Origin of the sequence: Pseudomonas fortuita, assembly GCF_026898135.2 — a bacterium.
Lineage (GTDB): Bacteria > Pseudomonadota > Gammaproteobacteria > Pseudomonadales > Pseudomonadaceae > Aquipseudomonas > Aquipseudomonas fortuita.
Genome location: NZ_CP114035.2, coordinates 2,614,343 through 2,632,509 on the forward strand (window position 1 = coordinate 2,614,343; position 18,167 = coordinate 2,632,509).

The window sequence follows — 18,167 nt, forward strand, 5'->3', positions numbered from 1 at the left end:
CGCTGTCGGTCAAAGGGCCTGGGGCTGCTCGAGGGATTGTGGCAGTGCGGTCACCTTGATGGCACGTACCGGTACGGCAAACTTGGCTCCGATCCTGTTGAAGCGCTCGAGCAGGTGGAAATTGATCGCCTGCTGAATATCCATGTAGAGGTTGTAGCCAGGGTCTCTCACGATATAGACGCATTCGAACTCCAGTGCCTCTTTGCCAAAGCCGCGCAAATGGGCGCGATCAAAACGCACCTGCTGTTGGGCTGTGATCGCCTCTTCGACGATGGCGGGCGCCTGTTTTACCGCATCAGTGGGCGTGTCGTACGACAAGCCGAACTCGAACACGATGCGTCGCTCCTGCAAGCGTTTGTAGTTCTGGATCGTGCTGCTGATCATGCTGGCATTGGCCATGACGATCTGCTCGCCACCCAGGCTGCGGATGCGTGTGGTCTTAAGCCCCACGTGCTCCACCGTGCCCGCCAGCGGACCGATGACGATGAAATCACCGACTTCGAACGGTTTGTCGACGGCGATCGACAATGAGGCGAACAGGTCACCCAGGATGTTCTGCACGGCCAGGGCGACGGCAATGCCGCCCACACCCAGGCTGGCCACGAAGGCGGTGACATTGACGCCCAGATTGGACAGCATGGCCAGCAACACCACCGACCACAACAGCACGCGCGCGCCCCAGGCCGAAAGCGTGGCCAGCGCACTGCCTTGGTATAGGCCGTCGGCGCTGTGCCGGCTGAAGTAGCGGGTGAGGCCCAGCGCGATGGCGCGATTGACCCAGAGGCCGATCTGCAGGGCAGCGACCACGAACCACAAGCTACTGACCCGGCCCAGCCAGCGCTCGGGCAGGTCCAGCATGCTCAAGCCGACCAGCAGCGAAGCGAGCAGCAGCAGGCTGTTGCTGGTGCCGGCCAGTACCTTGGCCAGCACCTGACTCATTGCCCCGTCATGTTCGGACCAGCGCTGCACCCGGCGCATCAACAGGCCGATGACAGCTCTGGCAATCACGAACGTCAGCACAGCAACGCACAGCGCTACCAGCAGGTTGAGGATGGAAATGCCGAAGAATGTGGTGTCGGTGAACAGTTCGATGATTCGATCATTCATGGGGAGCCCACCTCCAGATGGCTCAAGGCAGGGCCGCAGGGCGGCCCCTGGGATTACGTGGTGACGTGTGGGTTACTTGCCGTGAGTGGCTTGCAGCGCCTTGGCCTGTTCCAGATGGTGTTGCAGCGTTGGCAGCTTGTCGCTGGCGAAGGCCTTCAGCTCCGGCTTGTCGGAGGAGGCGGCCTCTTTCTTGAACAGTTCCACGGCCTTTTCGTGCGCGTCGACCTGGTTATTGACGTATGACCGGTCGAACGACTCGTCGCGCCATTCGAGGATCATCTTCTTCACCTTGTCGGTCAGCGCCGCTTCGTCGGGCACGCTGATGTCCAGCTTGCGGGCGATGTCACCGAGTTCCTGGTTGGCTTTGGTATGGTCTGTGACCATTTGCTGGGCGAATTGCTTGATGTCTGCGCTCTGGCTCTTTTCCTGCGCCAGGTTGCCGGTGACCACTTCGGCGATACCGGCTTCAGTGGCCGCATCGACGAAATCGTCCGAAGACGCTGCCTGTACCTGCAGCGAAGCCAGGCCCATCAACAGGGTAACGCCGGCGATTTTCAACAATGGTGTGTTCATGTCTCACTCCTTCGTTCTGTTGGCGCGACCTCAATGTCGCACTCGGTTGAACCGCAGGTGTGGGTGAAGGTTTAGTTTTTCTTGAAAACAGGGCCGCCGTGGCAGCGCAATCTGCGTGTCCGGGCACCGCTCATCCGCTATGTCGTAATCAGAACGAATTCAGGGGGACGGTGAGACTCGTTGGTTTAGGTCTTCACAAAAACGAGTAACCATCATGAAAAACAACCTGTTCGCCATGTTGCTGTTGACTGCCAGTTTCTCGCTGCTCGGAGGTTGCTTCGACCGCGACAGTGATCATCCAGCGAAGGATGCCGACCCAAGCAAACCGTCACTGCAGATGCAGCAACCCAGTGACCCTGTAATTAACCCTCCAGCTGAGACCAAAGCGCAGAATCAATGAGTGAGGTACAGGGCATGGTGGCAACCACAAAGGCAGGTATAAGACCTCAAAATGCCGACTTAGGGCTGGAGCATCGCTATCGAGCGCTACTTGAGGGCCCGGAGCCCACCACCGAGGCCTGGCTGGAAGAGCAACTGCATCTGGCCCGTGCGCTTTGCGACGACCTGCCAGATGATCCTGGGCTACTCCCGCAATGGGCCGATAACCATGCGGGACGTGTCGCCAGCGAGCATGCGGCCTACCTGGAACAACGGCGTCAGGGCGGCCCCCGTCGTTTTTTTGCCAATCGGGCCCATGCCTTGTGGTTTCTGCAGCAAGTCGCGCCGACCAAAGCGGTCGACGGCGCCTGGCTACACGGAGCCCTATGGCATTGGCAGGACCCGCGCTTCCATGGGCTGATCCGCACCTTCCTCGAAGAACTCGGAGACGGTGACCCACGCTGCAATCACGTGTTGATCTACCAGCGCTTGCTCAGTCGCCTGGGTTGCCTGCAGGAGCCATCGCTTGACCCCGCTCGCTACCTGCAGGGCGCGTTGCAACTGGCGCTCGGCCAGCACTGCGAGCGTTTTCTTCCAGAAGTGATCGGTTACAACCTGGGTTACGAACAGCCCCCTTTGCATCTGCTGATCACCACCCACGAGCTGGCCGAGCTGGGTATCGACGCCCATTACTTCCAGTTGCATGTGACCATCGATAATGCCGCCAGCGGCCATGCGCGCCGCGCCGTAGAGAGCTTCACCGAGCTGGTGCGGGACGAGAAACCCGCGTTCTACGAGCGTGTCAGGCATGGCTACCGTCTTAATGACCTGGGGATCGACACGCCGTCGTTGATCGCCTCGTTCGACCTGCAGGCCGAATTGCTCGGCGCGCTGGAGCGCAAGCGCATCTATGGCCAGTGCATGCATTCGGACCGTTGTCGCCTGCAAGGACGCACCATCAACCAGTGGCTTGCCGAACCCGGCGCGATGCCTGATTTTCTGGAGGCGCTACAGGTTCAGGGTTGGATCAAGCGCGACAACGATCCCCGACAAAGCCGCTTCTGGTCGCTGATAGAAGGCCCTGTAGCGGCCATGTTCGGTGTGTTCGATGCTTATGAAAAGCAGCTTTGGCATGACTGGATCGCCGGAGACTGGCAAGGCGCAGAAATCCGTCGGGTGCTGCCAGGGCAGTGGGAGCACGCCTTGCAGTTGGCAGATGAAACACCCCTTGCGCCACCGGCTGCAGACATGGCTGCGCTGATCGAAGCGATGGCTGGCAATCGGCATGCTACCCCCCAGGGCCTGCAGGCCACCCGCGCGTTCATTCAGGCCACCGGCTTGATGCAAGGAGGGCTCTACTGATGCTGCTCGACCAAGACCAGATCCGTGCCGATGAGGCCTTGTTGCAGTTGGGGCGTCGCCTGCGTGCCGACGGCTATCGTTTCACTTGCGTGACGCCGGCGACCCAGGCCAGGGTCAATGCCCGGGCCGATGCGCAGCAGGCGCGTACCCTGCGTGATGTGTTCGGCTGGAGTAGGCCGTTCGCCGCGTCACTGCTCAGCCCCGATGAACTGGCGCAGCTGCGCCTCGCTGGCGTGCTGGAGGCCCAAGGTGCGCTGTGGCGCAGCACTGTGCGCTGGTCCAGCCTGGACGATCTGTTGCTGGTACATGCTGCCTGGCCAACGGACAGCCGCGACGCGGTGTTCTTTGGCCCCGACAGCTACCGTTTCGCCCAGCTGATACACGATCATTTGAGCAGCACGCCCGAGCGCGTGCAGCATGCCGTAGACATCGGCTGTGGCAGCGGTGTAGGGGCGTTGGTGATCGCTCGCGCCGCCCAACACGCTCAGGTTTGCGCAGTGGACATCAACCCTATGGCATTGCGCTACACCGCCATCAATGCCGCCTTGGCCGGTGTGGCCAATGTCTCGGTCGAGCACAGTGACCTGCTCAATGACATCGCAGGTACGTTCGACCTGATCGTCGCCAACCCGCCGTACATGCTTGACGCCGGACAGCGCGCCTACCGCCACGGCGGCGGCGCACTGGGTGCCGAGCTGTCGCTGCGCATCGTCGACCAAGCCCGGGAGCGCCTGTCGCCCGGGGGCACGTTGCTGCTGTACACCGGTGTCGCCATCGTCGAGGGGCGCGACGCGCTGCTCGAAGCCGTGCGGTTACGCCTGGCAGGGCCTGCGTTCAGTTGGTTCTATCGTGAGCTGGACCCAGACGTATTCGGTGAGCAATTGCTTGAACCCGGTTACGAGCAGGTCGAGCGCATTGCCGCCGTGGCCCTGACCGTCACCCGTCGCGGCTGATAGCGTCGTGGCGCGGCAGTGCACGTTTGGCATCGAGGAAGAATACCTGCTGGTGAAGCTGGCCACCGGGCAGGTCATGGCGGCTCCGTCAGCAGCCGTGGCCCGCTGTTGTCGGGACGCGTTGGGCCCGTGGTTCGCCGAAGAAATGTTCCATAGCCAGATAGAGATCGCTTCGCCGGTTTTCGACACGTTGCACCAGGCGCGTGAGTTCTTTGGCGAGCGGCGACAGTGCCTGGCCCAGGCGCTGGCCAACGAGGGAGCGGGGCTGTACGGCGCGGCGAGCCACCCCAGCGCCCAGTGGCTGCGTCAGCGCCCACGTGGCTCCCCGCACTATCGCCAGTTGTTCGACGATTACCAGCTGGTGGCCCGGCGCAGCCTGTTGAATGGCCTGCACGTGCACGTCGGCGTACCGGTGGGCATTGATCGGATGCGGGTGATCAATCGGGTGCTGTACTGGCTGCCCTTGTTGTTGGCGCTCAGTACTTCGTCTGCGTATTGGGGCGGTGAGGATACCGGCTACATGAGCTATCGCCGCGCAGTGTGCGGGGAATGGCCGCACATGGGGCTGCCAGAGCCGTTGCCGGACTGGAGTGCCTACCAGCGCTACCGGGCATTGCTGCAACGTACCGGTAGCCTGGCCGAGGACGGTGACTTCTGGTGGGCGATCAGGCCCTCGCGGCGGTTTCCGACGGTCGAGCTGCGTATCTGCGATGGCTGCCCGCGGCTGGAGGATGCCCTGGCCGTTGCCGGCCTGTTTCGCCACCTGGTCGAGCAGGCGCTGGCCCGCCACGATGACCCCGCCAGCCGCGAGATGCGCTGGGTCACCCAGGAAAACTACTGGCGCGCCCTGCGTCAGGGCCGCCTGGCCACCTTCATCGGTGTCCACGCGCAACAGCCGGTCAGCGCCGAGGGCTGGCTGATGCAGTTGCAGCAGCAGTGCCCGGCTGACACCGCCGATGCCGAGCGTTCATTCATCCAAGCGCGGCACATCCTGCGCGAGGGCAGCAGCGCCGATCGCCAGCGCCAAGCCTTCGTACTGGCCCGTGAACAGGGCCTGGATAACCGTCAGGCGATGCGCGCAGTGTACGGGCAAGTGATGAGTGACTTCCGGTAGGTGGCCTGATGGCTGCCCGGCAAATCCGGATAAACCTTCTCGGCGCCGCGCAGTCAGTCACAGTAAGGGCCTGTATTTCTCGGGCCAGGGAGGTGGCTGATGAAATTCGTCTGCCTGCTGCGAGGCTGCCAATGGCGCAGCCTGTTGGTGAGTGAAGTCGCCGGCCTTCACTGCCAGTGTTGCGAACGCTGTGGCGCGTTGCGCTACAGCCATCCCGGCCAATCTTTCGATGCATAGGAACCGACCATGGCGAGGGCAATCTGGAAAGGCGCGATCAGCTTTGGCTTGGTGCACATCCCCGTCTCGCTGAATACCGCCGTGCGCAGTGAGCGAGTGGACTTCGACTGGCTGGACAAGCGCAGTATGGAGCCGGTTGGCTACAAGCGGGTGAACAAGGTGACCGGCAAGGACATCGACAAGGAGCACATCGTCAAAGGGGTGGAGTACGAAAAGGGCCGCTACGTGGTGATCAGCGAGGAAGAAATCCGCAAGGCCAGGCCCGAGGCGACCCAGACCATCGACATCTTCTCGTTCGTCGACGCCGGCGACATTCCGCTGCAACAGTTTGACACCCCCTACTACCTGAGCCCCAATCGTCGTGGTGGCAAGGTCTATGCCTTGCTGCGCGAGACCCTGCACAGCACCGGTAAGGTGGCCTTGGCCACCGTGGTGCTGCACACCCGCCAGCACCTGGCCCTGCTGCGCCCGCTGGAAGATGCACTGGTCTTGATCACCCTGCGCTGGCCGGAGGAGGTGCGCGGGCTGGATACGCTGGAACTGGACAAGAGCGTGACCGAGACTAAGGTCGACAAGCGTGAGCTGGACATGGCCAGGCGCCTGGTGGAGGACATGAGCGGGCAATGGACGCCCGATGAGTACCATGATGCGTTTCGCCAGACCATCCTCGACCTGGTGGAGGAGAAAGCCAGCAAAGGCAAGATCGAAACCGTGGACAAAGGCGAGGGCGCGACGGCTGAGAAGGGCGCCGACATCATCGACCTCACCGAGCTGCTTAAACGCAGCCTCGGCGGCAAGACCAAAGCGAAGAAGCCGGCGGCCAAGCGACCGCGCAAGGCTTCATGAGTTACGCAAGCGGTCCCCCCAGCCCCTTGAGATAGTCCCCAAAGCCCTCGCGCGCACGGCTGTCCACCCGGCTGCTGGTGGCCACGCTGTGCGCTGCGGTCCAGACGATCTGTGCGCCGCTGGCTTCCAGGGCCAGCACCAGTTGCACATCTTCATGCGCCGGCAATGGCTGGAAGCCGCCCACGCGCTCGTAGGCCTTGGCGCATACGCCGAGGTTGGCGCCATGGATATGCCGATGCCCTTCACGGGCCTGATAACGGCTGCGGTACAACTGGCGTAACGCTGCGTTCTGCCAAGGCTGCCAGCGTTCGATGTGCACCGTGCCGCACACCGCGTCCGCGTGCCATTGCAGCTGTGACACCAGCCAATGCCTGGGCACGCGACTGTCGGCGTCGGTGAAGGCCAGCCACTGGGCACCGCGCTCGATCATCCACGCCGCCCCCAGGCGCCGGGCGATGCCGACGTTGCCGGCCTCCAGTTCCAGGGTATGCACGCCGTGGCGGCGGGCGATGCGCGCGCTGGCGTCGACACAGCGATCGAGCACCACCAGCACCTCCACCGCCAGCCCAGCCCCCTCGGCGTGTGCCACGGCCTGTTTGACCGCAGTCAGGCAGCGCCCCAACCGGCGCGCTTCGTTGTGCGCGGGGATGATGACGGCGATCATGGGCAGATCTCGTCAAGGTCCACGACGCTGGGCTGACACGACCAGTATTCGAGCAGGAAATCCGCCTCTTCGTGGCGCAGCACTGGGTAAAGTGGCAGATGCCGGGCCAGCAGGGCATGCACCTCGCGGCCATCCTGCGGGCAGCCGGCGATGGGATGGCGCCAGTGGCAGGCCAGCAAACCACCGTCATACGCCAGGCTGGCCACCGACTGCTCGATCACCTGCAACCAGTCGGTGGGGTCCAGGTAGTAGCCGATCTCACTGAACACGATCAGGTCAAACTGACCGCCCGGCCAGTCGCCCGGCAGGTGGCCCTGTTCGACATGGGCGTGGCTCACGCCTGCAAGCCGTTGACGGGCCAAGGCCACAGCGGTCGCGTCGATGTCCTGGCACGACAGGCTGGCGCAGCGCTCGGCCAGCAGAACGCTCAGCTCGCCGTTGGCGCAGGCCGGCTCGAATACGCGCTCGTAGCATTGGCGCGGCAGGCTGGCCAGGGTCAGCTCGCGCTTGCGCCGTTCGTACCAGCGGGTACGAAAGGCCCAGGGGTCATCGTTGCCGGCGTACAAGTCGGCGAAGTACTGTGCGTCCAGGCTCATGTTGCCTCCGTTGACAGAAAGAGCAGCTCGAATGGTTGCAACAGGCAAGCCTGCAGCTGTTCCGGCACAACCGGTGGGCGATCACCATCAGGCTGCAACTGGCTGGCATGTGCAGCGAGGGCTTGGCGCTTGAGCGCCAGGTGCTCATCGCACAGTTGCACGCGGTGTGCGCGGGGCCAGGGCAGGCGCGGGTCGTCGGGGCTTGCCCAGTGCCAGGCCCAGACTGGGGCCTCAGCGAGTTGTACACGCCTGGTCTGGGCCGCCTGGGCACAGGCGCGACCTGCTGCTTCGTGGTCGCAATGGCCGTCGCCGCGCCACGTGGTCAGCAGCAGGTCGCCAGGTTTGAGCAACTGGTTCAGGTGGTTGACCAAAAAGGCTTCATCGTGGGGCAGCGCGCCATCCTTGAGGTTGAGTCGTCGCCAGTCGAGGCGGTTGAGGTCCAGCCCAAGCAGTTGCAGGGCATGGCGGCTTTCCAGTGGGCGCTGATGGCGCAGGCGGCGCTCTGGCCATTGTGAGGAATGCGGGTGGCTGCCCTCGCCATTGGTGGCAGAAAGAAGCAGCACGTCCTGTTCTCGTCCCTGGAAGCTGGCCAGCAGCCCGCCGGCCATGAGGATTTCGTCGTCCGGGTGCGGAGCCAGCAGCACCAGGCGCCTCCCGGGTGGGCACAACTGCTCGGGCAGCGTCCAGCTGGCGCGGGCCAACTGAGCAGAATGCTGCCAGGCGCTCCACGGTGTGCCTTGCGCGGCCTGTATCAAGTTCTGGCTCATAGTTGCCATGCTCCCGCCGGCAGGCCGGTCAGTTGCCGGCCCAACTCGGCCAGGTCGCGTTCGGCGTGGCTCTGGCGTATGTATACCGGCAGGTCGGCACTGAGCCGGGCGAAATGGCTGCTGCAACAGAACGGCGTGGCACCGAGCGCCCGGCCGGCATGCTGAATGACCTGCTCGACCGCCTGCTCGACCTGGGCGCGGGTGCGCCGCACCTCGAAGCTGGCGTCATCCTGAGGGTGAAGGTCGATCCAGGTGGCGCATTCGCGAAGGGCGGCACGGGCACCGTACAAGGCTGCATCGACTGCGCCCAGATGCGCATCGGCATGCGGGTCGCGCCGGGGTTTGCGGCACTGTTCGTGAAGGTACCCGGCCAGTGCCTCGGCGGCGCCATACCAGCAAGCGGCGATACCCGCGCCGCCTTGCCAGAAGCCAGGACGGGACAGGTACTGGCCGGGCGAACCGATGGCCAGCCCTGGCGAGTCGTCGAATTCGATCACAACGCTGCGGGTGGCGGCCATGCCTACGGCCTGCCAATGTTCGGCCAAGATGCGCTGGCTGGGATGAGGCAATTCGATGGCCACCAACTGAGGCTGGTCGTCTTCCCAGGCCGTCAGCAGGGCACGGTCGACCTGCAACGCGCCCGAACACCAAGCCTTGCGGCCTTGCAGGCGCACGCGTTCACCGTCCCGCTCGACAATGTATGCCCGGGCATCTGGCGGCTCGGCGGCCCACACGCCCCAAATGCCGTTGAAGGCATGCTGGGCGGCGCCGCATTCGGCGAGGATTGCCAAGGCGTCGGTATGGCCTTCATAGAGTTTGGCCAGGCTTAGATCGTAACCGGCGACCCGCGCCAGGACGCGCCAGCGTTCGAGCGTGCAGCCCTGGCCGGGCAACGGGAGTACGTCGAGCCGGTCGCCCTGCAAGGCCTGCATCAGTTCTATTAGCGAAGCGTCGCGTTCGATGGCCTGCGAACGGTGAGCAAAACGGTGTAACAACGAATCGAAGTGGGTCAGTTCCATCATGCAATTCCCAACTGCTTGCGCATACGCAACGTGATCGACTGGCGTGTCTTGCCCATTTCGGCCCACGGGTCTTCGACCTGTGCAAGCCGCGTGTGAAGGTTGCCGATGTTCCACTGGTTGGCACCCTTGAGCTGGCTCAGTTCCTCACGCCAGATCGGCACCGACACCGGCAGGCCCTCGCGGGCCCGCAGCGAGTAGGCGGCGACGGTGGTGGCACCCTTGCCGTTACGCAGGTAGTCGATAAAGATCCGCCCGACCCGGTTCTTCGGCCCGGACACGGCGCTGAGACGATCAGGGAACAGCCCGGCCATGTGATTGACCAGGGCATGGCTGAAGTCCTTCACCTCGTCCCAGCCAGCGCGTCGGGTCAAGGGTACGACGAGGTGCATGCCCTTGCCGCCGCTGGTCTTGAGAAACACCTTCAGGCCCAGTTCGTCGAGCAGGGTAAGGGTCAGCTGGGTGGCCTCGAGCATGGCTTTCCACGGCAGCGCCGGGTCAGGGTCCAGGTCGAGGACAAAGCGGTCGGGTTTATCGAAATCCTTGGTGGTGGCATTCCAGGTGTGCAGTTCAAGCGTGTTCATCTGCACCGCGCCCAGCAGGCTTTCGGCGCCGTTGAGCACCATGGCCGCCTGGCCGGCCTGGGCCTTGTTGTAGCTGAGCACCTTGGGAATATGCAGCTGGCCGGCGTTTTTCTGAAAGAACAGTTCGCCGCTCAGACCATCCGGGGCGCGGACGAGGGCTACAGGTCGGTCCTTGAGCTGGGGCAGCAGCCAGTCGGCGACCTGAGCGTAGTACTGGGCGACCTCGCGCTTGGTGGTGCCCGTGGTTGCGTCGACCACGCGGTCGGGGTGGGTCAGGCGCAGGGTGCCCAGGTTCTCGGGTTCTGTCTGTGCTGCGCGCTTGGTGGGCATTGCTCGCTCCAGGTCGATGGCGGTGGCAGGTTTATCGTCACGCAGGCCGTGGAACACCGAGTGACGCACGATGCCTTCGCGGGTCATCTGGGCATAGGCGACCTCTGCCAGCAGCTGTGGCCTGAGCCAATGCACGCCGCGGGCTTCGGCACCGGTAGGTGGTTTCGGCAAGGGGGATCTGTCGGTTTGCAACGGCTTGAGGCGGGCGTGAATGCTGTCCAGGGTGGCCGCGCTGAAGCCCGTGCCGACCTTGCCGGCGTAACGCAGCTGGCCGCTGTCGTGGTCGTGCAAGGCCAGCAGCAGGGCGCCGAAGCCGTTGCGGCTGCCCTTGGGGTCGGTGTAGCCGACGATCACGAATTCCTGGCGCTGCTTGCACTTGAGCTTGACCCAGTCGCTACTGCGCCGGCCAACGTAAGGGCTGTCGGCACGTTTACCGATCAAGCCTTCGAGTTCCAGTCGGCAGGCGCTGTCGAGCAGTGACTCGACGGGCTCCTCAAAATCGGCGGAATACCTGAGTACCTGCGATGCATGGCCTTCCAGCAACCGGGCGAGGGTTGCACGGCGCTGTTGCAGCGTCAGTGCTCGCAGGTCCTCACCGCCCAGCCAGGGCAGGTCGAACAGGTAGTAGGTGATGCGCTCGTCATGCTCGGTGTCGAAGGCGTTCTGCAAAGCCTGGAAGTCGGCCACGCCGTTGTCGTCGACCACTACCATCTCGCCGTCCAGCCATGCCGAGTCGAGGCCCAGGGCCTTGAGCGCCTCGACCTGCCGGGGCATCTTCGCACTCCAGTCGTGGCCATTACGGGTAAACAGGCGTATGTCGTCACCGTCGATACGCGCCAGGATGCGGTAGCCGTCGAACTTGACTTCGTAGCGCCAATCGCCGCTTGGCGGGGAATCGACCAACGTGGCCAGTTGCGGCTGGAGTATATCCGGCAGGGCTTTGCGGCCGGCTCGCTTGTGCCTGGTGGTGGTCGCCTTGGCCGGGCTGCGCGGGGGCAGGGTGCGCTCGCTCAGCACGCTGTCCGGCAGGGCCTCGACAATGCTGTAGTCCGTTTCACTGCGTGCCTGCCCATCATGGGACTTGACCAGCATCCACTGCTCTTTCTTGCCGGCCAGGTGAGTGCGGAACAGGTTCCAGACCCCTGACAGTTTCTCGCCCTGCAGGCGAAAGCGCAGCTTGCCCTTTGCATAGGCTTCGCGCGGGTCGCCCTCGGGCTCCCACACACCCCGGTCCCAGACAATGACATCGCCGGCGCCGTAGTGGCCTTCAGGGATGCTTCCTTCGAAGTTGGCGTAATCCAGCGGATGATCCTCTACATGCACTGCCAGGCGCCGGACCTTGGGATCCAGTGAGGGGCCCTTGGGGATGGCCCAGCTCTTGAGGGTGCCGTCGAGCTCCAGGCGAAAATCGTAATGCAGGTGGCTGGCATCGTGCTTCTGGATGCAGTACTGCAGCGCATGGGCCGAGCGGGGGCGGGCGCGTTTACCAGCCGGCTCGGGCGTGGCATTGAAGTCGCGCTTGCGCTGGTACTCCTGTAGGGGTTTGGCCATGACGGGCTCCGGAAGGGTTCGCGGGTCTCAGGATTGGGAGGCGGCGGTGGCGCGAGGAGTTCAAAAAATGCGAGGGGTGGGGGCTGGCAGAAACTCTGAATCATTTGCCGCTGGGGAGGGTCGACCGAGTGAAGCCCACAGACGGAGAACGTTCATGTCCACACCCGATGACCCAAGACCGCCCATTGAGATCGACGACACCGAGGACCGCATGGGCAGCGTCCACGAGCTGGATTTCAGCGAACGCCGCGATGAACGCCAGGGGCGTGTCGGCGACGAGCGACCGGCGCGGGAGATCGCCGAGGATTATCCGCCCCGGCGTGTCGCCGAAAGCGGGATGACCGGCGGCGAGGCGCTGAGCGACAGCCTGCACGAGGACAATGTCACCCTCGATGACCTGAGCCCCGATACGCTGCTCGATGAGACCGGTGCCCGCGATCCGGATGAGCCTGGCAGCGGCGGCCCGGCGGACAAGACCTTGCGCCAGGTGCAGGCCCACGAGATCGGTGGTGGGTTCGGCCTGGACGAGGCCGAACTGGCTCGCTCCGCGCCGCTGGACGGCGAGCTGTGGACCGATGACGTGGTACCCGATGACGAAGGGAGAGAGCCGAGATGAACGAGCAACGCTGTTCCTGCACCCATTGTTCTTGCACAGTGGATGCCAATGCTGTGGTCCAGGATGGCAAGGCCTATTGCTGCGAAGCCTGTGCGAAGGGCCATCGCAACGGCGAGCCCTGTCGTATGAGCGACTGCAAGTGTGGTGAGTTGGCTGAGTCGAAAGAATCCAATGTCGATAATGCACTGGATGAAACATTCCCGGCGAGCGATCCGATTTCGCCATGAGGCCCAGTGGCTGACAGATGTGAGACGGGAGAGCGACAGGACGTTGTTCAGATCATGTGGAAACTCACCCGTCACGCATCTGGTTTGAGTTACGCCCTCAATGGGTCTGCCAGACACCGTTGTTGCGTTCGCAATCGCTACGTGCCTGGCCCAAGCCAGGGGTGTCGTAGTAGTAGGTGATGATCCGCGCATCCTTGGGTAGTGCAGGGCGGGTGGCAGGCTCATCACGCCCAGCGGCATCGGGGTTGGCCAGCGTCTCCTGCGTCAGAGGCGCGATGCAGCTGCCAACGCTGCCGTCGGGGCAACGCTCCACCCGACGCTTCTGGCTGTTCAACATTTCCTTGCTTTCGTTGCTGCACGACCAGGCAATCGCCTCAGCGGGCATGTTGCCGTAGCTGTAACAGGTGTGTTGCTGCACCGGTTTGACCGCCTCGCTGGATGAGCGGGTGACCACGTCGCAACCTTCGGCCAGCACCTGCCCGCTGCTCAGGGTGCCCAGCATTGCCATGTACAGAGCGAATCGCATGATATACCTCCCGGGCACCAGGGCCCGTCAGCGCTTGTCGAGGGCTGCCCCGGCCTGTCTGCGCAAGGCCTTGGCACGCTTTTCGAGGATCAGGTAGGTCACCACCGCCATTAGCAGCGGGATCAGGTAGTACAACGTCCGATAGCCGAGCAGTGCGGCCACCAGGGTGCCTTGGCCTAGCTGGCCGTGGAGCAGCGCCAGGAATACGGCTTCCAGTACGCCGAGTCCGGCAGGAATGTGAGCGACCACGCCGGCGACGCAACTGATCAGCAACACACCCAGGACCGAGGGATAGAACAGCTCAGGGGGCAACAGCAGGTGAATCAGCGCTGCCATCAGCGCCCAGTTGCTTGCGCCCAGCGCCACCTGGCAGAGGGCCATACGCAGGCTCGGCAGAGTGACTTCGTGCCCGCGCAGCGCCCACGTGCGCCGCGTGGCGAAGGCACAGGCGCACAGGTATGCCAACGCTACCGCCACCATCAATACGCCGATCAGGCGCAGGCCGCTGGCACCCACCGCCCAGCTTTCCGGCAGTTTCACAAAGCCCAGGGCGAATACCGTACCGGCCAGCAGCAGGTAGCCCATCCAGTTGGTCAACAGCCCCAAGGTGATGATGCGGGTGATGGTTGGGGTATCCAGGCCCAGCCGGCTGTACAGGCGATAACGCAGGGCAACGCCACCGACCCAGGTGGTGAAGTTGAGGTTGAACGCATAGCAGACGAACGCTACCGGCAGTACCTGTCGGGCCGGCAGGTGGTGGCCTGTGTAGGCGCGGGCGAGCAGGTCGTAGCTGGCGAATACCAGGTAGCTGCACAGGGCCAGCAGCAACCCCAAGGCCAGGGTCGAGGGCCGGTACGCCAGCAGCGACTGGCGGACTTCGTTCCAGTCCAGGTTACGTGCCAGGGTGAACAGCAGTACCGGTATCAACACCAGGAACAGCACGGTCAGCAAGCGCTTGCCCCAGGTCTTCCAGCGTGAAGTGGCCATCATGTCTTGCCCCCGTGGTAGTCGGCCGGGGCCTCGCCGTCGCCTTGCAGCGACTGCAGGCGCTGCCGGTGCGCCGGAAACCAGCCGGCGATCCGCGGGAAATAGCGCGTGATGTGGAAGCCCAGAAAGATCAGCGGGGCACGCCACCAGTAGCCGCGCACCATGCGCTCCAGCGTCACGGTCTTGCAGTGCTCCCGGCTCAGTTCGGTCAAGTGCTGGTACAGGTGTTCGTTGAACGCGGGGTCGCGAATCAGCAGGTTGGCCTCAAGGTTGAACGACAGGCTCAGGGGGTCGAGGTTGCTTGAGCCTACGGTGGACCAGTCATTGTCCACCAACGCAACCTTGCCATGGAGCGGCCGCTGGCAGTACTCATGGATGCGCACGTCGTCGCGCGACAGGTAGTTGTAGAGCAGCCGCGAGAGCGCGCGTACCCAGCGCATGTCCGGTTGCCCCTGGAGGATCAGCGTCACCTCGACCCCGCGCCGGGCGGCGTTGCGCAGTTCGCGCAGCAAGCGGTAGCCCGGGAAGAAGTAGGCGTTGGCCACGACGATACGATGCCTTGCTTCACGGAAAACCTGCAGGTAGCAGGCTTCGATATCGTTGCGATGGCGCTGGTTGTCGCGCTCCACCAGCACGGCGCTCGTCGGGCCTGAAGCGATGCCGCCCGGCTGAACCCTGCTGGCGGCATCCAGCACCGGTGCGAGCATGCGGCAGGAAGAAGCATGCACCTGGGCCACCACCGGGCCGACGACCTCCACGGCGTAGTCCTGCTTGGCCTGTGGGCCGAAGTCATCCAGGTGGTCGGCACTGTAATTGATGCCGCCAATGAAGGCGCGTTGCCCGTCGATCACCAGGATCTTGCGGTGCAAGCGGCGAAACAGGTTGGTGCGCATGCCCACCAGCCGTGGTTGCGGATCGAAGGAATGGAAACGCACCCCGGCCTCGGTCATCGACGAGATGAAATCGTCAGGCAGGTCGGCGGTGCCGTAGCCGTCCACCGCCACCTCGACCCGCACCCCGCGCCGCGCGGCATCGATCAGGGCGTGGCGCAAGGGTTGACCGACCTTGTCGTCGTAAATGATGAAAGTTTCCAGGAGGATTTCCTCGCGTGCCTGGGCCATGGCCTCGAATACGCGGGGGTAATACTGCTCGCCGTTTATCAGCAACTCGACGCGGTTGCCGTCGCACCAATTCAGTTTCATAGCGTCACCTGCGCCACCAGCGGGGCATGGTCGGAGAGGTGGGACCATGGGTATCTGGACAACACCCGTGCTTCGCAAGCTTGTGCGTTACGCAGGTAGATGCGGTCCAGCCGCAGCATCGGCAAGCGCGCGGGAAAGCTGCGTGCCGGCTTGCCGAAAGCTTCCACCAGGTGGCCCGACAGCCGCGCATCTGCTTTCAGGCGCCAATCGTTGAAGTCGCCGGCGACGATGACCGGCTCATCCGGCGGCAGGCTGTCCAGCAATGTCAGCAGCAGGCCGACCTGACGCTGACGATGCTCCTCACGCAGGCCCAGGTGTACGCAGACGGTGTGCACCTGTTCATGGCCCGGCACTTCCAGCTGGCAATGCAGCAGGCCCCGTTCTTCGTTGCCATGGACCGAAACATCCAGGTTGTCATGGGCACGGATGGGGAACTTGGACAGCAGGGCGTTGCCATGGTCGCCATGGGGGTAGACCGCATTGCGGCCATAGGCGAACTGCGGCCACATGCTGTCGGCGAGGAATTCGTACTGGGGTGTCTGTGGCCACTTGGGATGGCGCTCGGCATGATGGTGATGAGTGCCGTGCACCTCCTGGAGAAACACCAGGTCGGCGCCGGTCGAGCGTACCGCCTCGCGCAGCTCCGGCAAAATGAAGCGGCGGTTGAACAGGGTGAAGCCTTTGTGCACGTTGAGGGTCAGTACCGTCAGGCGATGTACGGCGGTGACCTTGTCGATGATGCAGCGGGGGGCGGGCAGTGTCGGGTTCATAGCGGCTCCTGCGGCTCGACGCCTGGTTCGGTCACCAACTCGCCGTCAAGGCCTAGCTTGTCCAGCAGGCGGCGGGCATCGTAGGGGGCGTGGACTTTCTGGTCGTTGTCGAAGTAGCAGTAGACGTCACGGGAGGTGCGTTTTGCCGGAGCGCGGCGCACCACACGCTGAGCATCCTCAGGCTGGCTGCCCGCAGCCCAGGCCTGGATGCGCAGGCGCCAGCGGCGCAGCGCCCTGGCCGTGTAGCCGCTGCTGTACAGTTCGACATCGCCATGCAGGCGCAGGTACACGAACTCGGCCGTGACCTCTTCGACATAGGGCCATTTGCCGGCGCTGTCGGCGACCACCAGGGCAACCTTGTGCTTGCGTAGCAGGTCGATGAAGGTGTCGCAGAGGAAGCTGGGGTGGCGGATTTCCACGGCGTGGCGCAAGCGCGCATTACCCGGCACGGCCGTGCCGCCGTTGCCTTGCAGGCGTTCGGCGGCGTGGTGCGCAAGGCTGCGGGCGGCTTTGCGGTCGCGTGGCAGCTTGGCCAGAAAGTCGCTGAAGCGCTGCGCGTCGAACTTCAGATTCGGGGGAAACTGCCACAGGAAGGGGCCCAGCTTGTCACCCAGCAGCAAGGGGCCCGACGCGAAGAAGTTGGCAAGCGCCTCGTCGATTTCGCGCAGCCTGCGTACGTGGGTGATGTAGCGCGGCGCCTTGACAGAGAACACGAACCCCTCCGGTGTCTCGTCACGCCACTTGGCATAGCGCTCGGGCGTTTGCAGTGCGTAGAACGAACCGTTGATTTCGATGCTGTTGACTGCCCGCGAGGCAAACGCCAGCTCGTCGTCCTGGCGCAGCCCCTCGGGGTAGAAGTCCTTGCGCCATGGGCCATAGCGCCAACCGGAAATTCCGATGCGGATCTCGCTCACCATAAGTCCCTGCGCTCCTGTATGTAACAGTAGCGACAGGAACCGGGACCGGATTGTTCAGTGCGATTGACGAGTGGATGGCCATGCAAAAGGGAACTTTACCGGTGTTGCAATCCTCCACCGGATGCCTGGGTTCCACTGAGGTACACCATGAAGGAGGCTCAGCCATGAAGTTTGATCGGTTTGCACAATGGCTAGCCAACCATAGCGGGCGGCCGTTGACGTTCGTTATTGCCTTTATGCTGATCATTGCCTGGGGCGTAAGCGGGCCCTTGTTTCATTTCAACGACACCTGGCAGTTGGTCATCAATACATCGACCACGATCATCACGTTCCTGATGGTGTTCCTGATCCAGAATACCCAAAACCGTGATAGCGACGAGTTGCACATCAAACTTGACGAACTGTTGCGCACTACCCAACGGGCGCACAAGGCGTTGCTCGACCTTGAAGATATGGGGCCAGCTGAACTCCATGCGCTTCGTAAGCGATACCAGCAACTGGGGGAGCACGACGAAGCGGGGCCAGGCAGGGAGGACTCCCATTGACGTGTTCAAGATCAAGCCACGACATTGTTCAGACAGGGCAAGGCCGTGACGGTGAACAAACCACATTTCTCACACTTCGGAGACTAGATGATGAACAAACCCGACGATCAGCGGCAGAAAGGCCCCCATTCTTCCGATCATGCAACAACTGATCAGGACTTGGGTTTCGACCCGGACTCCCCTGATCTGGACGACCCTCAAGTGGACCCCCAAGGCCCCGCGAAAGCACCAAGGGACGTGGAAAAGAAACCGTGAGCCAAGCTACCGTGGACGCATGTCTGCCGCACATGGCATCC

22 protein-coding genes are annotated in these 18,167 nt (G+C 63.5%); 10 read left to right on the plus strand and 12 right to left on the minus strand.

Annotated elements, in window-relative coordinates; translation table 11 throughout:
* Positions 1-9: 9 nt before the first annotated feature.
* Both OZ911_RS11935 and OZ911_RS11940 read right to left on the minus strand, forming a co-directional pair.
* Positions 10-1,107, minus strand: a complete 1,098-nt coding sequence (locus OZ911_RS11935; RefSeq protein WP_016486313.1) for a mechanosensitive ion channel family protein — start codon at positions 1,105-1,107, stop codon at positions 10-12.
* A gap of 72 nt (positions 1,108-1,179) precedes the next feature.
* Positions 1,180-1,680, minus strand: coding sequence for a DUF4142 domain-containing protein (locus OZ911_RS11940; RefSeq protein WP_016486314.1), 501 nt, complete (start codon positions 1,678-1,680; stop codon positions 1,180-1,182).
* A 214-nt stretch (positions 1,681-1,894) separates the two neighbouring features.
* Here OZ911_RS11940 and OZ911_RS11945 point away from each other — a divergent pair, with 214 nt between their 5' ends.
* The 6 genes from OZ911_RS11945 (at position 1,895) to ku (ending at position 6,570) form a co-directional block, all read left to right on the plus strand.
* Positions 1,895-2,080, plus strand: coding sequence for a hypothetical protein (locus tag OZ911_RS11945; protein WP_268968656.1), 186 nt, complete (start codon positions 1,895-1,897; stop codon positions 2,078-2,080).
* Positions 2,081-2,094: 14 nt separating this feature from the next.
* Complete coding sequence (locus tag OZ911_RS11950; protein WP_016486316.1) at positions 2,095-3,420, plus strand: iron-containing redox enzyme family protein; 1,326 nt, start codon at positions 2,095-2,097, stop codon at positions 3,418-3,420.
* Positions 3,420-4,373: a methyltransferase gene (locus tag OZ911_RS11955; RefSeq protein ID WP_016486317.1), complete on the plus strand. Its 954-nt coding sequence runs from the start codon at positions 3,420-3,422 to the stop codon at positions 4,371-4,373. The genes OZ911_RS11950 and OZ911_RS11955 overlap by 1 nt, the downstream gene beginning before the upstream one ends.
* Positions 4,374-4,380: 7 nt before the next feature.
* On the plus strand, positions 4,381-5,487 hold the full coding sequence (locus OZ911_RS11960) for a carboxylate-amine ligase (RefSeq protein ID WP_016486318.1): 1,107 nt from the start codon (positions 4,381-4,383) through the stop codon (positions 5,485-5,487).
* A gap of 99 nt (positions 5,488-5,586) precedes the next feature.
* Positions 5,587-5,724 carry a PSPA7_2676 family Cys-rich small protein gene (locus tag OZ911_RS11965; protein ID WP_016486319.1) on the plus strand — a complete coding sequence of 46 codons (138 nt, stop codon included), beginning with the start codon at positions 5,587-5,589 and terminating at the stop codon, positions 5,722-5,724.
* A 9-nt stretch (positions 5,725-5,733) separates the two neighbouring features.
* Entirely contained in the window at positions 5,734-6,570 is an 837-nt protein-coding gene (gene ku / locus OZ911_RS11970; RefSeq protein WP_268968657.1) for a non-homologous end joining protein Ku, read from the plus strand.
* Position 6,571: 1 nt separating this feature from the next.
* Here the strand turns inward: ku and OZ911_RS11975 are convergent, their stop codons facing one another.
* The 5 genes from OZ911_RS11975 to ligD are packed head-to-tail and all read right to left on the minus strand — an operon-like array spanning position 6,572 to position 12,081.
* Positions 6,572-7,234, minus strand: coding sequence for a glycosyltransferase family 2 protein (locus OZ911_RS11975; RefSeq protein WP_016486321.1), 663 nt, complete (start codon positions 7,232-7,234; stop codon positions 6,572-6,574).
* Complete coding sequence (locus OZ911_RS11980; protein ID WP_054888249.1) at positions 7,231-7,830, minus strand: class I SAM-dependent methyltransferase; 600 nt, start codon at positions 7,828-7,830, stop codon at positions 7,231-7,233. The genes OZ911_RS11975 and OZ911_RS11980 overlap by 4 nt, the downstream gene beginning before the upstream one ends.
* Complete coding sequence (locus tag OZ911_RS11985) at positions 7,827-8,597, minus strand: PIG-L deacetylase family protein (RefSeq protein ID WP_016486323.1); 771 nt, start codon at positions 8,595-8,597, stop codon at positions 7,827-7,829. Before OZ911_RS11985 ends, OZ911_RS11980 begins: the two co-directional genes overlap by 4 nt.
* Positions 8,594-9,619 carry an acyl-CoA dehydrogenase family protein gene (locus tag OZ911_RS11990; protein WP_024717784.1) on the minus strand — a complete coding sequence of 342 codons (1,026 nt, stop codon included), beginning with the start codon at positions 9,617-9,619 and terminating at the stop codon, positions 8,594-8,596. The genes OZ911_RS11985 and OZ911_RS11990 overlap by 4 nt, the downstream gene beginning before the upstream one ends.
* Entirely contained in the window at positions 9,616-12,081 is a 2,466-nt protein-coding gene (gene ligD / locus OZ911_RS11995; RefSeq protein WP_054888250.1) for a DNA ligase D, read from the minus strand. Before ligD ends, OZ911_RS11990 begins: the two co-directional genes overlap by 4 nt.
* A 154-nt stretch (positions 12,082-12,235) precedes the next feature.
* Here ligD and OZ911_RS12000 point away from each other — a divergent pair, with 154 nt between their 5' ends.
* The gene (locus OZ911_RS12000) at positions 12,236-12,697 is read left to right on the plus strand and encodes a hypothetical protein (RefSeq protein ID WP_054888251.1); all 462 of its coding nucleotides are present in this window, start codon (positions 12,236-12,238) and stop codon (positions 12,695-12,697) included.
* The gene (locus tag OZ911_RS12005; protein WP_016486327.1) at positions 12,694-12,924 is read left to right on the plus strand and encodes a metallothionein; all 231 of its coding nucleotides are present in this window, start codon (positions 12,694-12,696) and stop codon (positions 12,922-12,924) included. The genes OZ911_RS12000 and OZ911_RS12005 overlap by 4 nt, the downstream gene beginning before the upstream one ends.
* 97 nt (positions 12,925-13,021) lie before the next feature.
* On the opposite strand, the gene OZ911_RS12010 is transcribed toward OZ911_RS12005, so the two are convergent.
* The 5 genes from OZ911_RS12010 to OZ911_RS12030 are packed head-to-tail and all read right to left on the minus strand — an operon-like array spanning position 13,022 to position 17,326.
* The gene (locus OZ911_RS12010) at positions 13,022-13,450 is read right to left on the minus strand and encodes a hypothetical protein (protein ID WP_016486328.1); all 429 of its coding nucleotides are present in this window, start codon (positions 13,448-13,450) and stop codon (positions 13,022-13,024) included.
* 27 nt (positions 13,451-13,477) lie between these two features.
* Positions 13,478-14,437 (minus strand): lysylphosphatidylglycerol synthase domain-containing protein, encoded by a 960-nt coding sequence (locus tag OZ911_RS12015; protein ID WP_024717783.1) that lies wholly within the window; start codon positions 14,435-14,437, stop codon positions 13,478-13,480.
* Positions 14,437-15,639, minus strand: coding sequence for a cardiolipin synthase ClsB (gene clsB, locus OZ911_RS12020; protein WP_016486330.1), 1,203 nt, complete (start codon positions 15,637-15,639; stop codon positions 14,437-14,439). Before clsB ends, OZ911_RS12015 begins: the two co-directional genes overlap by 1 nt.
* Positions 15,636-16,409 (minus strand): endonuclease/exonuclease/phosphatase family protein, encoded by a 774-nt coding sequence (locus tag OZ911_RS12025; RefSeq protein WP_054888252.1) that lies wholly within the window; start codon positions 16,407-16,409, stop codon positions 15,636-15,638. Before OZ911_RS12025 ends, clsB begins: the two co-directional genes overlap by 4 nt.
* Positions 16,406-17,326, minus strand: coding sequence for a DUF72 domain-containing protein (locus tag OZ911_RS12030; RefSeq protein ID WP_016486332.1), 921 nt, complete (start codon positions 17,324-17,326; stop codon positions 16,406-16,408). The genes OZ911_RS12025 and OZ911_RS12030 overlap by 4 nt, the downstream gene beginning before the upstream one ends.
* A 164-nt stretch (positions 17,327-17,490) precedes the next feature.
* Between OZ911_RS12030 and OZ911_RS12035 the strand changes: the two genes are divergently transcribed.
* Both OZ911_RS12035 and OZ911_RS12040 read left to right on the plus strand, forming a co-directional pair.
* Positions 17,491-17,871, plus strand: a complete 381-nt coding sequence (locus OZ911_RS12035; protein WP_016486333.1) for a low affinity iron permease family protein — start codon at positions 17,491-17,493, stop codon at positions 17,869-17,871.
* Between the two features lie 90 nt (positions 17,872-17,961).
* Positions 17,962-18,126 (plus strand): DUF6021 family protein, encoded by a 165-nt coding sequence (locus tag OZ911_RS12040; RefSeq protein ID WP_176393845.1) that lies wholly within the window; start codon positions 17,962-17,964, stop codon positions 18,124-18,126.
* Positions 18,127-18,167 lie beyond the last annotated feature (41 nt).

Coding starts and splice junctions, on each gene's coding strand:
- OZ911_RS11940 (WP_016486314.1), bottom strand. CDS start 1,680: ATGAACACACCATTGTTGAAAATCGCCGGCGTTACCCTGTTGATGGGC.
- OZ911_RS11990 (WP_024717784.1), bottom strand. CDS start 9,619: ATGATGGAACTGACCCACTTCGATTCGTTGTTACACCGTTTTGCTCAC.
- OZ911_RS12000 (WP_054888251.1), top strand. CDS start 12,236: ATGTCCACACCCGATGACCCAAGACCGCCCATTGAGATCGACGACACC.
- ku (WP_268968657.1), top strand. CDS start 5,734: ATGGCGAGGGCAATCTGGAAAGGCGCGATCAGCTTTGGCTTGGTGCAC.
- OZ911_RS11975 (WP_016486321.1), bottom strand. CDS start 7,234: ATGATCGCCGTCATCATCCCCGCGCACAACGAAGCGCGCCGGTTGGGG.
- OZ911_RS12015 (WP_024717783.1), bottom strand. CDS start 14,437: ATGGCCACTTCACGCTGGAAGACCTGGGGCAAGCGCTTGCTGACCGTG.
- OZ911_RS11950 (WP_016486316.1), top strand. CDS start 2,095: ATGGTGGCAACCACAAAGGCAGGTATAAGACCTCAAAATGCCGACTTA.
- OZ911_RS11965 (WP_016486319.1), top strand. CDS start 5,587: ATGAAATTCGTCTGCCTGCTGCGAGGCTGCCAATGGCGCAGCCTGTTG.
- OZ911_RS11980 (WP_054888249.1), bottom strand. CDS start 7,830: ATGAGCCTGGACGCACAGTACTTCGCCGACTTGTACGCCGGCAACGAT.
- OZ911_RS11955 (WP_016486317.1), top strand. CDS start 3,420: ATGCTGCTCGACCAAGACCAGATCCGTGCCGATGAGGCCTTGTTGCAG.
- OZ911_RS12025 (WP_054888252.1), bottom strand. CDS start 16,409: ATGAACCCGACACTGCCCGCCCCCCGCTGCATCATCGACAAGGTCACC.
- OZ911_RS12005 (WP_016486327.1), top strand. CDS start 12,694: ATGAACGAGCAACGCTGTTCCTGCACCCATTGTTCTTGCACAGTGGAT.
- clsB (WP_016486330.1), bottom strand. CDS start 15,639: ATGAAACTGAATTGGTGCGACGGCAACCGCGTCGAGTTGCTGATAAAC.
- OZ911_RS11985 (WP_016486323.1), bottom strand. CDS start 8,597: ATGAGCCAGAACTTGATACAGGCCGCGCAAGGCACACCGTGGAGCGCC.
- OZ911_RS12010 (WP_016486328.1), bottom strand. CDS start 13,450: ATGCGATTCGCTCTGTACATGGCAATGCTGGGCACCCTGAGCAGCGGG.
- OZ911_RS12030 (WP_016486332.1), bottom strand. CDS start 17,326: ATGGTGAGCGAGATCCGCATCGGAATTTCCGGTTGGCGCTATGGCCCA.
- OZ911_RS12035 (WP_016486333.1), top strand. CDS start 17,491: ATGAAGTTTGATCGGTTTGCACAATGGCTAGCCAACCATAGCGGGCGG.
- OZ911_RS12040 (WP_176393845.1), top strand. CDS start 17,962: ATGAACAAACCCGACGATCAGCGGCAGAAAGGCCCCCATTCTTCCGAT.
- OZ911_RS11945 (WP_268968656.1), top strand. CDS start 1,895: ATGAAAAACAACCTGTTCGCCATGTTGCTGTTGACTGCCAGTTTCTCG.
- OZ911_RS11935 (WP_016486313.1), bottom strand. CDS start 1,107: ATGAATGATCGAATCATCGAACTGTTCACCGACACCACATTCTTCGGC.
- ligD (WP_054888250.1), bottom strand. CDS start 12,081: ATGGCCAAACCCCTACAGGAGTACCAGCGCAAGCGCGACTTCAATGCC.